Genomic DNA, 15,291 nt, shown 5'->3' with positions numbered 1-15,291 from the left:
CCGCAGCACACCGTGCCACCCGCGCCGTCGGGGCGTTTCGCCGCCGGCGCCGTAACATGCGGACCGTAAGGACGGCCACAGTGCGTGATCTGTGCAACACTGGCTTGCCAGTGCAACGGGCCGTCCGTGAGACTTGGCTCACTGGAGTCCGCCGGCGCCGGCGCCGGACGGTCGTGCTTCACCCACAAAGTCCGGACCCGGCAACGATGCAGGAGTGAAATGTTCGAAAAGATCCTGGTAGCCAACCGTGGCGAAATCGCCATCAGGGCGTTCCGCGCGGCCTATGAGCTGGGCGCCAAAACCGTGGCGGTGTTCCCGTACGAGGACCGCAACTCGATCCACCGGCAAAAGGCCGACGAAGCGTATCTGATCGGCGAGCAGGGGCATCCAGTCCGGGCTTACCTCGACGTCAACGAGATCATTCGGGTCGCCAAGGAATCGGGCGCGGACGCCATCTACCCCGGCTACGGGTTCCTGTCCGAGAACCCCGAGCTGGCCCGCGCCGCTGCCGGTGCCGGCATCGCCTTTGTCGGCCCAAAGGCCGAGGTGCTGGAGCTCGCGGGGCACAAGGTCCACGCCCTGCAGGCAGCCCGCAAGGCCGGGATCCCGGTGCTGAAGTCCACCGAACCCAGTGCGGATCCGGAGAAGTTGCTGGTCGAAGCCGAGGAGATCGGCTTCCCGATCTTCGTCAAGGCAGTTGCCGGCGGCGGCGGCCGCGGCATGCGGCGGGTCGACAGCCGCAAAGAACTTCCGGACGCCCTCGCGGCTGCCATGCGGGAAGCTGACACGGCCTTCGGTGATCCCACCGTATTCCTTGAGCAGGCCGTGCTGCGGCCGCGCCACATCGAAGTGCAGATCCTGGCCGACGGTCAGGGCAACGTCATGCATCTCTTCGAACGCGACTGCTCGCTCCAGCGGCGACACCAGAAGGTCATCGAAATCGCCCCCGCACCCAACCTGGACGAGGGCATCCGGCAGGCACTGTACCGGGACGCGGTCAAGTTCGCGCAAGCGCTCGGTTACACCAATGCCGGCACGGTTGAGTTCCTGGTGGACACGGTCGGTGAACGGGCCGGGGAGCATGTCTTCATTGAGATGAACCCCCGCATCCAGGTCGAGCACACGGTGACCGAGGAGATCACCGACGTCGATCTGGTGCAGTCCCAGTTGCGCATTGCCGCTGGAGAGACCCTGGCCGACCTGGGCTTGTCCCAGCAGGCCGTGTCCGTCAACGGCACCGCCATGCAGTCCCGTATTACCACCGAGGACCCGGCCAACGGATTCCGTCCGGACGTGGGCAAGATCACCGCCTACCGGTCGGCCGGCGGCGCCGGCGTCCGGCTGGACGGGGGCACCATCTACACCGGTGCCGAAATCAGCCCGCACTTTGACTCGATGCTGGTCAAGCTCACTTGCCGCGGCCGCGACTTTGCGACGGCGGCCGCCCGCGCCAAGCGTGCCCTGGCCGAGTTCCGCATCCGCGGCGTCTCCACCAACATCGCGTTCCTGCAGGCGGTGCTGGAGGATCCGGACTTCCTGGCCGGCAACGTCGCCACCTCGTTCATCGACGAGCGGCCGGAACTGCTCAGGGCCCGTGTCTCGGCCGACCGCGGCACCAAGCTGCTCACCTGGCTGGCGGACGTCACCGTCAACAAGCCGCACGGCGAGCTGCCCGTGTCCACGGCACCGGTGGCGAAGCTGCCCGAACCCGCCAGGCAGGCGCTGGAGGCCACCGGTGCGCTGACAGCCGTTCCGGCGTCCGGCTCCCGGCAGCGGCTGCAGCAGCTGGGCCCGGAGAAGTTCGCGGCCGCGCTGCGGGCCCAGACAGCCGTGGCGGTCACGGATACGACCTTCCGTGACGCCCACCAGTCGCTGCTGGCCACCCGGGTGCGCACCAAGGACCTGCTCAACGCCGCACCCGCCGTCTCGGCCCTCACCCCGCAGCTGCTCTCGGTCGAGGCGTGGGGCGGCGCAACCTACGATGTCGCGCTGCGGTTTTTGGGCGAGGACCCGTGGGAGCGCCTGGCGGCGCTCCGCCAGGCGATGCCGAACATCTGCCTGCAGATGCTGCTGCGCGGACGGAACACGGTCGGCTATACCCCGTACCCGGAGGAAGTCACCACGGCGTTCGTCCGGGAAGCGGCCGCCACCGGCATCGACATCTTCAGGATTTTCGATGCGCTCAACGATGTCTCCCAGATGGAACCTGCGATCCGGGCCGTGCGGGAGACCGGAACGGCCGTGGCCGAAGTAGCGCTTTGCTACACCGGAGACCTGCTGGATCCGGCGGAGGACCTGTACACGCTGGATTACTACCTAGAGCTGGCCGGGCGGATCGTTGACGCCGGGGCGCATATCCTGGCGATCAAGGACATGGCCGGTCTGTTGCGTCCGGCGGCCGCGGCGAAGCTGGTCACCGCGCTGCGCGAGCGCTTCGACCTGCCGGTGCACGTGCACACCCATGACACGGCCGGGGGCCAGCTGGCGACGCTGCTGGCCGCCGTCGATGCCGGTGCAGACGCGGTGGACGTCGCCAGTGCGGCCATGGCCGGCACCACCAGCCAGCCGCCCATGTCGGCGCTGGTCGCGGCGTTGGCGCACACCGAACGCGACACCGGCCTGGACCTGGCCGCCGTGGGCTCGCTGGAGCCCTACTGGGAAGCGGTCCGCCGCGTCTATGCCCCGTTCGAGTCGGGGCTGCCGGGGCCGACCGGCCGCGTGTATGCGCACGAGATCCCGGGCGGCCAGCTCTCCAACCTGAGGCAGCAGGCCATCGCGCTGGGACTCGGGGAGCGGTTCGAGGCGATCGAGGACATGTACTCCGCCGCGGACAAGATCCTGGGCCGCTTGGTGAAGGTGACCCCGTCGTCCAAGGTAGTGGGCGACCTGGCCCTCCAACTGGTCGGTGCAAACGTCGATCCCGCGGAGTTCGCGTCCGACCCGGGGAAGTACGATATCCCCGATTCCGTCATCGGCTTCCTCTCCGGCGAGCTGGGCGATCCTCCCGGCGGCTGGCCGGAGCCGTTCCGCACCAAGGCCTTGGCAGGGCGCAACATCAAACCGCGCAACGAGGAGTTGACGGCCGAGGACTCGGCAGCGCTGGCCGCGGACCCGGCCACCCGGCGTGCGGCCCTGAACCGGCTGCTGTTTGCCGGCCCGGCCAAGGAGTTCGAGAAAATCCGGGAAACGTACGGCGACGTGTCCGTGCTGGACACGCTGGATTACCTGTACGGGCTGCAGCCGGGAACCGAACACGTGATCGAGCTCGAAAAGGGCGTCCGCCTGATCGCCATGCTGGGGGCCATTTCAGAGCCGGATGAGAAGGGCATGCGCACCGTGCACTGCACGCTCAACGGCCAGCAGCGCAATGTGATGGTGCGCGACGCCAGCGTGGAATCCGAGGTCAAGGTCGCGGAGAAGGCCGACCCCGCCCAGCCGGGACACGTGGCGGCTCCGTTCGCCGGCGCAGTCACCGTCGTCGTCAAGGTCGGCGACACCATCAAGGCGGGCGACACCGTGGCCACCATCGAGGCGATGAAGATGGAGGCCGGCATCACGGCTCCCGCCGGAGGCACCGTCACGCGGCTGGCGGTCTCCGCCGTCGAACAGGTCCAGGGCGGAGACCTGCTCCTGGTCATCGACCCGGCCTAGGGCCGGAGGCACGCACCCGGGAAGAGACACGCAGGGCCGCGGCTGAAGCCGCGGCCCTGCGTGTCCGGCAAGGTTACTGACGCACGCCGGCGTAAATCTGCTCCACGTACTCGTCGAAATCGGCCAGCACCTGCGCCCGCTTGATCTTCAGCGACGGTGTCAGGTGCCCCGATGCTTCCGTGAAGTCGGACGGGATGATCCGGAAGGACTTGATCCCTTCCGCCTGGGAGACGGTCTGGTTGGCCCGGTCGATGAGCGCCTGGATTGCCGCCTTCACGACTTCGTGGTCGGCTGCCTGGTCCATCGTGGTGCCGGCGGGCAGGTTGTGGCGGTCCAGCCAGCCGGGCAGCGCCTCCTCGTCCAAGGTGATGAGCGCGGAGATAAACGGCCGGTTGTCGCCGATCACCACGCATTGGGAAACCAGCGCATCGGCGCGGATCTGGTCTTCGAGCTGGGCCGGGACAACGTTCTTGCCGCTGGCCGTGACGATGATTTCCTTCTTCCGGCCGGTGACGCGCAGGAAACCGTCCGCGTCCAGTTCACCGATGTCACCGGTGCGGAACCAGCCGTCTTCGAAGGCCTCGGAGGAGAGGTCGGGACGGTTGTAGTAGCCGCGAAGCACACAGACGCCCTTGGCGAGGATCTCGCCGTCGTCGGCGATCTTGACGGCGTTTCCGGGCAGCGGGGCCCCGACCGAGCCGATCTTGACCAGTTTGGGGGTGCTAACCGACACCGGGGCCGTGGTTTCGGTCAGGCCGTAGCCTTCCAGCACCAAAAGGCCGATGCCGTGGAAGAAGTGCCCCAGCCGTTCGCCCAACGGACCGCCGCCGGAGACCGCGTGCTCGACCCGACCGCCCATCGCCTCACGGATCTTGTGGTACACCAGCTTGTCGAAGAGCTTGTGCTTGAGCTTGAGCATCAGCGGTACCTTGCCGGCTTCATCGGCCCGGGACCAGGCGACGGCCGTGTCCGCGGCAGCGTGGAAGATCTTGCCCTTGCCGCCATCCTCCGCCTTGAGCATGGAACTGTTGTAGACCTTTTCGAACACCCGCGGGACAGCCAGGATGAAGGTCGGCCGATAGCTTTGCAGATCCGGCAGCAGGTTCTTGACGTCCGGAGTATGCGCCACGGTGGCACCCACAGCGACGCACAGGACGGAGACAAACCGCGCGAAGACGTGGGCCAGCGGCAGGAACATGATGGTCTGTGCGCCCTCGTGGGCCACTTCCGGCAGCGCCGCCGCGGCGTTCTTGGATAGCTCCACGAAATTTCCATGGGTCAGTTCACAGCCCTTGGGCCGGCCGGTGGTGCCGGAGGTGTAGATGATCGTGGCGAGGTCGTCCAGGCCTGCGACCGTACGGCGTTCCTCCACGGCGGCGTCGGGAACATCCCGGCCGGCGGCGCGGAGCGCGTCCAGCGACTCCTCGCCCAGCTGCCACACGTGTTTCAGGTCCTCCAAGCCTTCGTTGAGGGCGGCCTGGCGGATCTTCGCCTCATGGGAGGCGCTTTCCGCGAAGACTGCCACGGCACCGGAATCGCCGAGGATCCAGGCGATTTGGCTGGGAGAGGAGGTTTCGTAAATCGGAACCGACACGGCGCCGGCGAACCAGATGGCGAAGTCCACAAGGGACCATTCATAACGTGTTCGGGCCATGATGCCTACCCGGTCTCCCGGCTGAACGCCGCTGGAGACCAGCCCCTTGGCCAACCGGGTCACGTCCGCGAGGAACTCAGTGGCACGGATGTCCTGCCACTTCCCGGATGAGTCCTTGCGGGAAAACAAGGCCGGATTCGATGCCTTCTGCGCCTGCTCAACCACCAGGCTGGCGATATTGGCATCCCGTGGAACGTCAACCAGGACGGGCACGCTGTATTCGCGCACGATAGCTCCTCACTTCTTCAGCTGTGGCCAGCTCGGTATAGCCTCCCTGATGGAGGTTCCTTTTAGCCTATAACCTAAATCACAGCGGATACTGGCAGGTAACCTACGAAACGGTAACGGGTCGGCCCGCTCCTCGCCTAAGCAGCCCAGCCTGGATGGGCTGCTTAAGATGGTCTGGTGGAGAACAGCGCCCTGGCGGTGGGGATAGACATCGGTGGCACCAAGGTGGCGGCCGCGGCCGTGGACCGGTCCGGGGGCGTCGTCGCTGAGCTGGTCCGCCCCACGCCAGGACGCGATCCGCGGCACGTGGAACACCTCATCGCGACGTTGGTGCGGGAGTTGGCGGCGGACCACAACGTTGCCGCGGTGGGCGTCGGAGCGGCGGGGTGGATGGATCTTGCCGGCGGGACCGTGCTGTTCAGCCCGCACCTGGCGTGGCGGAACGAACCGCTGCGGGACAACTTGGAGCGGCTGCTGGGCCGGCCCGTCACCGTGGTCAACGACGCCGATGCCGCCGCCTGGGGCGAGTTCCGCTTTGGTGCCGGAACGGGAGAGCGGCGTCTGGTCTGCATCACCCTCGGCACCGGCATCGGCGGAGCCATGGTGATGGATGGCCGGCTGGAGCGTGGCCGGTGGGGTGTTGCCGGGGAATTCGGCCACCAGGTCATCATGCCCGGCGGGCACCGCTGCGCGTGTGGAAACCGCGGCTGCTGGGAGCAATACGCCTCGGGCAATGCCCTGGGACGCGAGGCCCGGGAGCTGGCCGCGGCGAACTCCCCGGTGGCCCAGCGCTGGCTGCAGGCCGCGGGCGGGGTGGTGGATGACATCACCGGTGCGGTGGTGACGGACCAGGCGAAACGGGCCGACCCTGCCAGCGTCCGGCTGCTGGAAGAGGCCGGGGAATGGCTGGGGCTGGGGCTGGCCAATCTTGCCGCGGCGCTGGATCCCGGCCTGTTCGTGATCGGCGGCGGGCTGTGCGAAGCCGGCGACCTGCTGTTGGAGCCGGCCCGCCATGCGCTGCAGCGGAACCTGACGGGCCGCGGGTTCCGGCCGGTGGCGGACGTGCGGCTGGCTGGCCTGGGGCCGAAGGCCGGAATGATCGGCGCCGCGGACCTGGCCCGCGGCGATTCCATCTGATTCCACGGCCAAGCGCTAGACCCGCGCCCCGTCGTCGTGCCCGTCGCGTTCCTTCGGCAGCCGGAAGACCAGATAGACGGCAGAGGCCACGAACAGGGCCACCAGCGCCAGTACCGCAGTGAAGGGTGCGCCCCGCCAGAACATGGCGGTCAGCAGCAAACCCAGCGGAGCCCCCACGGCCCCGATCCACGCCAGTACCAGCAGCGGTTCGCCTGCGCCCAGTGGAGCAGGTTCCGGCGGCACGTAGCCCTCGTCGTCGTCCGGTTCCACGACCGTGTAATCCCGCGGGCCGGGCGGGGCTTCATCCGCCGGGACCTCCGGCAGGCGGTTCTCGAAAATCTCCCGCAGGCGTTGGGGATCGGCACCGTTGCCGGCAGCGGGCCGGTCCGGAGGCATGCCGTCCGCGCTCCCGGAGTCTGTCTCTTCCAGCCGGGCCACCAGATCCTGCCACGCGGCGTCGTCCCGGTCCTGGTCATGCCCGGGCATGGGTGGCTCCCGTCTGCCCCGGCGATGTGGCTGCAGTCGCCTGGATGAATTCGGCCGACCGGCGGTAGATCAGGTCGGCGTCGTGGTCCATGGTGGCCACGTGATAACTATCCGGCAGCGGCACCACCTCCAGCCGGTCCGTGCCAATCCGCCGCCGGAGCACATCCATGGAAGATTCCGGGACTATGTGGTCCACCGCGGAGCGGAAAACGAGTGTCGGCGCGGTGACGCGGGGCAGATCGGCCACGACCGTCTTGAAGAGCTGGCCCAGCTGGTGCGCGGCGGCCACCGGGGTGCGCTCGTAGGCACCCTCATCCATGCCCGGCTTGTTGATGTCGTTGCCAATGGCCGGCACCGAGCGCAGGACGTACTTCAACAGACCCGTGAGCGGCGCCCGCGGGTCCGCGATGGTGAGACCCGGGTTGACCAGCAGCACGCCTGAGACCGGGCGGTGCGCGGCCAGCCGCAGCGCCAATGCCCCGCCCATGGACAGCCCGGCCACGAAGACGTGGCTGCGCTCGCGGTCGAGCTCCGAAAAGGCCTGCTCGGCAGCCCCGTACCAGCTTTGCCAACGGGATGTGGCCAGATCCTGCCACGTGGTGCCGTGACCGGGCAGCAGCGGCAACCGTACCGCGAAGCCGGCATCGGCCAGGCTTTCCGCCCACCCCCGCATACTGCGCGGGGAACCGGTGAAACCATGCAGCAAGACGACGCCGACACGGGAATTCGGGCCGTGCCCGGGGCTGGAAAAGACGCCGTCGGCAACAGAAGTCATGGCACTATCGTGTCATTATGGGAGCCGTTCGGCCATCGATAGCCGGCCGGTTCCTTCTCCGGTACCCCCATCCTGCGCAGCCACGCAGACGCAAAGCTGGAGTAGAGTCTCAAGCGGTATTGGTAAAGCGGCCGGCGGCGGCGGAACGGAAAGGCACACGTGTTCTACTGGTTCATGAAGACCATCGTCGTAGGACCGGTGGTCCGGCTACTCTTCCGGCCATGGGTCAAGGGGCTGGACAACATTCCGGACAGCGGCCCCGCGGTGCTGGCCAGCAACCACCTTTCTTTCTCCGATTCGATTTTCCTGCCCCTCGCGGTGCCCCGGCCCGTGGTGTTCCTGGCCAAGAGCGAGTACTTCACCGGCAAAGGCGCCAAGGGCAAGCTCACCGCGGCTTTCTTCAGGATGACCAACCAGCTTCCGATGGACCGATCCGGCGGAGCGGCCTCGGCCACGTCGCTGCTGGCGGGGCGGGACGCGCTGCAGGACGGCGGCCTGCTGGGCATCTACCCGGAGGGCACCCGGTCCCCGGACGGCAAGCTGTACCGCGGCAAGACCGGTGTGGCGAAGTTGGTGCTGCACACCGGCGTGCCGGTGATCCCGGTGGCGATGATCGGCACGGACAAGGTGCAGCCCATCGGCCGGCGCATCCCCAACATCCGCCGGGTGGGCATCATCATTGGCAAGCCGTTGGATTTTTCCCGCTACAAGGGGCTGGAAGACGACCGGTTCATCCAGCGTTCGGTCACCGACGAGATCATGTACGAGATCATGCGGCTCTCCGGCCAGGAATACGTCGATTCGTACGCCAGCACGGTCAAGGCCAGGCTGACCGCACGCAAACCGGCGAAGGCCGAAAGCCAGCGCCACGCGGTGGTCGGCCTGCCGCCGGAGCAACCGGAGCCTCCGAAGGCCAAAGCGCCCGGAGCCATCACGGTTATCGGCGGACCGGACCCCGTTGCCGCCGGACCGGACCCCGTTGCCGCCGGACCGGACCCCGTTGCCGCCGGACCGGCACCCGCCGCCGCTGGACCGGCACCCGCCGCCGCTGGACCGGCACCCGCCGCCGCTGGACCGGCACCCGCCGCCGCGGGACCGGGGGAGGCGCAGTCCGGGGCGGACGAGCAGGCTGCCGGCCAGGCCGCAGCCGCCATACCCTCCGGCGCCCTGCACGAGAGCGTGCCCGACAGCGCAGCCGAGAGCGTGCCCGACAGCGCGGCCGGGCAGGGCGGTGCAGCCGGCGAAGCCGCGGCGGACGGAGCGGATGCGGCCGGCATCCCGAACGCCGGGGGAGCAGTCCCCGGATCCGGCCGGAAGGGCCGGCGCTGACGCCGCCGGAATGTGACGCCCATGTGGCGGCCCATGACCTCTTCACGTGAAGCCAGCGAAGCCACAGGTCTACGATTGAAGGGTGACCGATACAACCTTCATTGCTTCCGTTCCCGACCAGTTGCCGACGGCAGCGGACTATCCCGGTCTGGATGACTGGCGAGAGCTGCCGGTCGTGCAGCAGCCCACCTGGCACGATCCCTCGGTCTACGCGTCCTCCGTCGCCGAGCTGAACTCCCTGCCGCCGCTGGTCTTTGCCGGGGAAGTCGACGTCCTGCGGGAGCGTCTGGCCCTGGCTGCCGACGGTAAAGCGTTCCTGCTTCAGGGCGGGGACTGCGCCGAAACCTTCGGCGCAGCCACCGCCGACAAGATCAGCGCCCGCGTCAAGACCATCCTGCAGATGGCCGTGGTGCTCACCTACGGCGCCTCGCTGCCCGTGATCAAGATGGGCCGGATGGCCGGACAGTTTGCAAAGCCCCGCTCGTCCAACGACGAAACCCGTGAAGGCGTGACGCTTCCGGCCTACCGGGGCGACATGGTCAACGGCTTTGATTTCACCCCCGAGTCCCGGGCCCACGATGCCAGTCGGATGGTGCAGGCGTACCATACGTCCGCTTCCACGCTGAACCTGATCCGGGCGTTCACCCAGGGCGGTTTCGCCGACCTGCGCCTGGTGCACCACTGGAACAAGGGCTTCACGGCCAATCCGGCACATTCACGCTACGAGTCACTGGCACGCGAAATCGACCGCGCCGTGAAGTTCATGGACGCCTGCGGCGCCGACTTCGACGCCCTCAAGCGGGTCGAGTTCTTCGCCAGCCATGAAGCGCTGGTGCTGGACTACGAGCGCGCGCTGACCCGCATCGATTCGCGGACGGGCCTGCCCTACAACACCTCCGGGCATTTCCTCTGGATCGGTGAACGTACCCGCCAGCTGGACGGCGCCCACGTGGACTTCCTGTCCAGGGTGCGCAACCCCATCGGCGTCAAGCTGGGCCCGACCACGTCCGCCGACGACGCCCTGCGGCTGATCGACAAACTGGATCCCGAGCGCGAGCCGGGCAGGCTGACCTTCATCACCCGCATGGGTGCCGGCAACATCCGCCGGAAGCTGCCGGAGCTCGTGAAGCGGGTCACCGAGAGCGGCGCCAAGGTGCTCTGGGTGACCGACCCCATGCACGGCAACACGGTCACCTCGCCCAACGGATACAAGACCCGGAACTTCGACGACGTCATCGAGGAGGTGCGCGGTTTCTTCGACGTGCACCACGAACTGGGCACGTTCCCGGGCGGCCTGCACGTGGAGATGACCGGCGACGACGTGGCGGAGTGCCTCGGCGGCGCCGATCCCATCGATCAGAACGCCTTCCTGGACCGCTACGAGTCCGTCTGCGACCCGCGGCTGAACCACATGCAGTCCCTGGAAATGGCGTTCCTGGTGGCGGGGGCGCTCTCCCGCCAGCGGTAGCCAAACCCACGCTTGCCGCCCGGCGCTGCTCAGAGCGGGGACACGGAAGGCCCGGAACCAGGTGAACAGGTTCCGGGCCTTCCGGCCGTCACGGGACGCGGGCGCCGCCGGCGGCCGGCGGCATCAGACCACGGTCAGCGTGATGACCGAGCCCTCCGGCAGAGACCCACTATCCGGGTCCTGTGTCCGCACGGTGCCGAAAAAGCCGCCGAGGAACTCCTTGACCTTCACCTCGAAGCCCAGTTCCTCCAGCGCACGCTTCGCCTCGTCCACCTGCTGGCCGACAGTGTCCGGGACCTCGACCATCCGCGGGCCCTTGGAGAGCGTCAGGGTGACGGTGTCGCCGCGGATGACCTGGCCTTCGGCCGGCGTCTGCGCCGCCACCGAGCCCGCCGGAACCCTGCGGTCGAACACGGCCTCCGGGGCCACCTCCACCTTCAGGCCGGCGCCTTCCAGGGCTGCGGCGGCGTCGGACTGCGGCTGGCCCACCACCTGCGGCACGCTGAACGGCTTCGGCCCCTTGGAGACCGTGAGCCCGACGGCGGTGCCGCGCCGCAGCTGTTCGCCCTCGGCGGGTTTGTGGCTGAGGACGGTACCTGCCGCTGCTTCCTCGTCGTACGCTTCCTTGACGTCCCCGGCGGCAAGCCCTGCTTCTTCCAGCGCGGCGGTGGCCTCCTTCACGCTCATGCCCGCCAGCGGCGGCACGCCGAAGAGCTCCGGGCCCTTCGATACCACGAGGGCCACCTGCTCGAAGCGGCGGATTTCGGCGGGCGCATCCGGTTCCGTGCCGACGGCGAGCCCCGCGGCCACCTTCTCGTCGAAGACTTCCTCAAGCGTGAACTCCAGCCCCTGTTCCCGGAGCATGCCCTCAGCTTCCGCTACCGGCTTGCCGGTCACGTCGGGAACGGACACGATGGCGCCGGGCCCGATGCCGAAGAACCACCCTGCGGCTGCGACCAAGGCGGCCACGATGGCCAGCACGACAATCCAGATGATGCCTCGGCGCCGGGGATTGCCACGGCGCAGGTTTTGTTCAGGGCGCCGCGAGCGGCGGGCCACTTCCCGCTGGCGTTTCTTCGATTCGCGGGCGGACAGCGGCCGCTGCTGCCCGGCCGGTGCCGCGGCGGCCTCGCCGGCGCTGAAAACCTGCGTGTGATGTGCGGAGCGGGAAATAACGGTGGTGCGCTGCGGATCGGAAGGGATGACCTGAGTGGATGAGGTCGCCGCCGGCCCGGTCCGGGCCGCCTGGGCATCCAGCTGGGCATCGCTGAGCGACTTGTGCACGTGCCGCAGTTCGCCCAGCAGCGCTGCGGCGTCCACCGGCCGCTGGTCCGGATCCGACCCCGTGCACCAGAGCACCAGCTCGTCGAGGTCGGGAGCCAGCCCGGGAACCAGGGTTGACGGCGAGGGCACGGTGGAATTGACGTGCTGGAACGCCACCTGGATCGGCACGTCGCCGGTGAACGGCTGGCGCCCGGTCAGCATCTCGAACAGCATGATGCCCACCGAGTAGACATCGCTGCGTTCATCGGCCGCGGTGCCGGTGACCAATTCGGGCGGCAGGTATGCGACGGTCCCGATCAGGGACCCGGTGCTGGTGCTGGTGGTCACGGCGCGTGCCAGGCCAAAATCGCCGAGCTTGACCCGCCCGTCGTCGGACATCAGCACGTTCTCCGGCTTGATGTCGCGGTGCACCAAACCTGCGGCGTGTGCGGCGGCCAGTCCTTCGATGACGGGATCAAGGACTGCCAGGGCGTGCCGCGGCGTCAGCGGAGCGGACTCGTCGAGCAGGTCCCGCAGCGTGTGCCCGGGCACGTATTCCATCGCGAGGTAGGCGACGTTGCCGTCGATGCCCTGGTCGTAGACGCCCACCACGTGGGGGTGCGAGAGCCGGGCCGCGGACTTGGCCTCGCGTTCGAACCGTTCCAGGAAGCCGGCGTCTTCGGCCAGGTAGGGATAGAGCACCTTGAGCGCCACATTGCGGTCCAGCCGGGTGTCGGACGCCAGGTAAACCGTGGACATCCCGCCGCGCGCCAAGCGCGAGGCAACCCGGTAGCGCCCGTCGATCAGGGCGCCGACCAGTGAATCAGTTGCCGGTTGCACTATACGATCCTAAGTCCTCACAGCGAAAGGACCCGAATCCACACCGTGGTTCGGGTCCTTTGCCAGGGGCGGCCGCCGGCTAGAACTTCTTCATGTGCGATTTCACCGCGGCCACGTAGGCCTTCGTGTCGCTGTACATGCCGTAGGTCATCACGCCGTACTGGCCCTGGTAGTAGGACGCAATGGCGATGTCCAGGGACGGGCTGGTGCTCACCAGGGAGCGGATGATCGCTACGCCGGCGGTCGCGTTGTCGTAGGGATCGAGCAGGTTGAGCTTGCGGCCCACCAGGGTCGAGGCCCACTCGCCCGAGGACGGAATGACCTGCATGGCGCCGATCGCGTTGGCCGGCGACACGGCGTCCTGCTGAAAGCCGGATTCCTGGTAGGCGTGCGCCAGGGCGAGCCGCGGATCCACGCCCATCTTGGCCGCCGTTTGGGCGATGATGTCCTTCATCTGGGCCGGGGTGGGCTGCGGCGTGGAGAGCAGCAGGCGCTTGTTCTCATTGGCCTTGCCCACCACCGCGGCCGGATACGTGTAGTGCAGGAAGGTGCTGGGCACCAGCGGCTGGGCCGACGCGGTGCCGACGTTCGACGTCGTGGTTTGCGCACCGCCGGGGACGCTGATCTTCTGGCCAGGGTAGATGATCGAGGTCGACTTCAGGCCGCTGGACTGCAGCAGGCTGGACAGCGTCACGTTGAGCTTGCCGGCGATGCCGGAAAGCGTGTCGCCGGACTTGACCGTATAGCTGCCCGTGCCGGTGGCTGCGGTGCTGCTGGCCGGCGCCTTGGACGACGCCGATGCGCTGGTCACGGACGAACCGCTCACCTTGATCTTCTGGCCGGGGTGGATGACCGAGGTGACCTTGAGGTTGTTGGCGGCGAGGACGGCGCCCAGGCTCATGCCGTGGCGGGCGGCAATTCCGGAGAGGGTGTCACCCGGCTTGACCGTGTAACTGCCGGTGCTTGAGGGGGCGCTGGTCCGGGTGGAAGGTTTAGCCTGAGCGGCGGACGGGACGCTGGAAGCCTTGGCTCCGCCGTTGATCGAGATTTTCTGGCCGGGGTAGATGATCGAGCTGATCTTGAGGTTGTTGGCGGAGAGGAGGGCGCCCAGGCTCATGCCGTGCTTGGCGGCGATGCCGGAGAGCGTGTCGCCGGACCTGACCGTGTAGCTGCCGGCGCCGGTTTTGGTGGAAGCTTTCGCCTGGCCCGCGGCCGAGGCGGTGGAGACGCGGGCGGCTTTGCCGTTGACCGAGATCTTCTGGCCCGGATAGATGATCGAGCTGATCTTGAGGTTGTTGGCGGAGAGGAGGGCGCCCAGGCTCATGCCGTGCTTGGCGGCGATGCCGGACAGGGTGTCGCCGGACTTGACCGTGTAGCTGCCGGAACCGGACGAGGACTGCGTCGCCGCATTGCCGGAGGACTTCGCGGCCGAGCCGCCCAGCTTGATCTTCTGCCCCGGGTGGATGATGGTGCTGGCACCCAGGCCGTTCAGCGACAGCACTTTCTGCACGGACAAGCCGTAACGGGCCGCGATGCCGCTGACCGTCTCACCGGCCCGAACCGTGTGGGCGGCGGGAGTGGTCTGCGCCCGCAGCGACGCGGGCAACTGGGCAACAACCTGGGAAGCGGGAATGAAAGCAGTCGCCGGAACAGTGACGCCCGGAATCGCCGCCTTGGGCTGCAGCGCCGAGCGCGGAGGCAGGTCGGCGGCCTGGGCCGGCATGGCCAAAGCAGCGGAGGACAGCACGACGGCGGGAATCGCCGCGGTTGCTGCCGCGGACAGCAGCACCCGGCGGGGCTGGCTGCGGTCGGTGCGCGTGATCGGGCGCTGATCGGTCATTGGTGTCCCTCATCCTCGTTTTACGGCCTGGCGAGCGTCCCCCAACGGGCCGCGCAGTGGTACTGGTGTGCCATGTGTTATCGATGTGAAAACTGTTACTCAAGTGAATTTACACTATTGACGCATAACACAAAAGCCACAGCGGGCGAATGAAGAATGAAGGCGGCGTGTCGAAAAGGAAATGGCTCAGCGGGGGCCGCCGTGGCACCCTTATACGGTGAGTGAACTTGAAGAACTGATTGCCGATTGGCTGCCGCTGCCGGACGTTGCCGAGCAACTGGACGTCTCCATTAAGAAGGTGCACGCCCTGCTTGAAGAACGCGCCTTGATCGAGGCACGAGTCGGGGACCGCCGGATCCGCTCGGTGCCGGCGGCGTTCCTGGTCGGCGGAACCGTGCTCGAAAGCCTCAAGGGGACGTTGGCGGTCCTGTCCGATGCCGGCTACAGCGACGAGCAAGCACTGGTCTGGCTCTTCACCGCCGATGATTCCCTGCCCGGCCGGCCCATCGACGCGCTGCGCGAGGGCCGCAAGACCGAGATCCGCCGCCGCGCCCAAGCGCTCGGCTGGTAGGCGTCCGGCCCCCTGCGGCACGCCGCTGGCTACGCGCCGGGGCAACGGG

9 protein-coding genes and 1 pseudogene are annotated in these 15,291 nt (G+C 68.0%); 5 read left to right on the top strand and 5 right to left on the bottom strand.

What is annotated here, in order from left to right; all coding sequences use genetic code 11:
• The first annotated feature begins 219 nt into the window (after positions 1 to 219).
• The gene (locus tag AC5RVD_RS16630) at positions 220 to 3,651 is read left to right on the top strand and encodes a pyruvate carboxylase (RefSeq protein WP_494127536.1); all 3,432 of its coding nucleotides are present in this window, start codon (positions 220 to 222) and stop codon (positions 3,649 to 3,651) included.
• Positions 3,652 to 3,724: 73 nt separating this feature from the next.
• On the opposite strand, the gene AC5RVD_RS16625 is transcribed toward AC5RVD_RS16630, so the two are convergent.
• Entirely contained in the window at positions 3,725 to 5,533 is a 1,809-nt protein-coding gene (locus tag AC5RVD_RS16625; protein ID WP_494127535.1) for an AMP-dependent synthetase/ligase, read from the bottom strand.
• A 177-nt stretch (positions 5,534 to 5,710) separates the two neighbouring features.
• Here AC5RVD_RS16625 and AC5RVD_RS16620 point away from each other — a divergent pair, with 177 nt between their 5' ends.
• Positions 5,711 to 6,670, top strand: coding sequence for an ROK family glucokinase (locus AC5RVD_RS16620; protein ID WP_494127534.1), 960 nt, complete (start codon positions 5,711 to 5,713; stop codon positions 6,668 to 6,670).
• Positions 6,671 to 6,685: 15 nt separating this feature from the next.
• Here the strand turns inward: AC5RVD_RS16620 and AC5RVD_RS16615 are convergent, their stop codons facing one another.
• Complete coding sequence (locus tag AC5RVD_RS16615) at positions 6,686 to 7,156, bottom strand: hypothetical protein (RefSeq protein ID WP_494127533.1); 471 nt, start codon at positions 7,154 to 7,156, stop codon at positions 6,686 to 6,688.
• Positions 7,143 to 7,931, bottom strand: coding sequence for an alpha/beta hydrolase (locus AC5RVD_RS16610; RefSeq protein ID WP_494127532.1), 789 nt, complete (start codon positions 7,929 to 7,931; stop codon positions 7,143 to 7,145). Before AC5RVD_RS16610 ends, AC5RVD_RS16615 begins: the two co-directional genes overlap by 14 nt.
• Before the next feature lie 159 nt (positions 7,932 to 8,090).
• Here AC5RVD_RS16610 and AC5RVD_RS16605 point away from each other — a divergent pair.
• Positions 8,091 to 8,763, top strand: a pseudogene (locus AC5RVD_RS16605) (lysophospholipid acyltransferase family protein); the annotation flags it as partial.
• Between the two features lie 579 nt (positions 8,764 to 9,342).
• Positions 9,343 to 10,728: a class II 3-deoxy-7-phosphoheptulonate synthase gene (locus AC5RVD_RS16600; RefSeq protein ID WP_494113521.1), complete on the top strand. Its 1,386-nt coding sequence runs from the start codon at positions 9,343 to 9,345 to the stop codon at positions 10,726 to 10,728.
• Between the two features lie 123 nt (positions 10,729 to 10,851).
• Here the strand turns inward: AC5RVD_RS16600 and pknB are convergent, their stop codons facing one another.
• A complete protein-coding gene (gene pknB / locus AC5RVD_RS16595) occupies positions 10,852 to 12,831 on the bottom strand; it encodes a Stk1 family PASTA domain-containing Ser/Thr kinase (RefSeq protein ID WP_494127531.1) in 1,980 nt (659 codons plus the stop codon).
• 79 nt (positions 12,832 to 12,910) lie between these two features.
• The gene (locus tag AC5RVD_RS16590) at positions 12,911 to 14,155 is read right to left on the bottom strand and encodes a LysM peptidoglycan-binding domain-containing protein (protein ID WP_494127551.1); all 1,245 of its coding nucleotides are present in this window, start codon (positions 14,153 to 14,155) and stop codon (positions 12,911 to 12,913) included.
• A 733-nt stretch (positions 14,156 to 14,888) separates the two neighbouring features.
• Here AC5RVD_RS16590 and AC5RVD_RS16585 point away from each other — a divergent pair.
• Complete coding sequence (locus AC5RVD_RS16585) at positions 14,889 to 15,242, top strand: Rv2175c family DNA-binding protein (RefSeq protein ID WP_493987484.1); 354 nt, start codon at positions 14,889 to 14,891, stop codon at positions 15,240 to 15,242.
• The last annotated feature ends 49 nt before the right edge of the window (positions 15,243 to 15,291 follow it).

This window comes from Arthrobacter sp. THG-b23, from assembly GCF_059091265.1.
The sequence above is the reverse complement of the archived record's forward strand: the minus strand, read 5'-3'. Positions and strand labels throughout refer to the sequence as shown.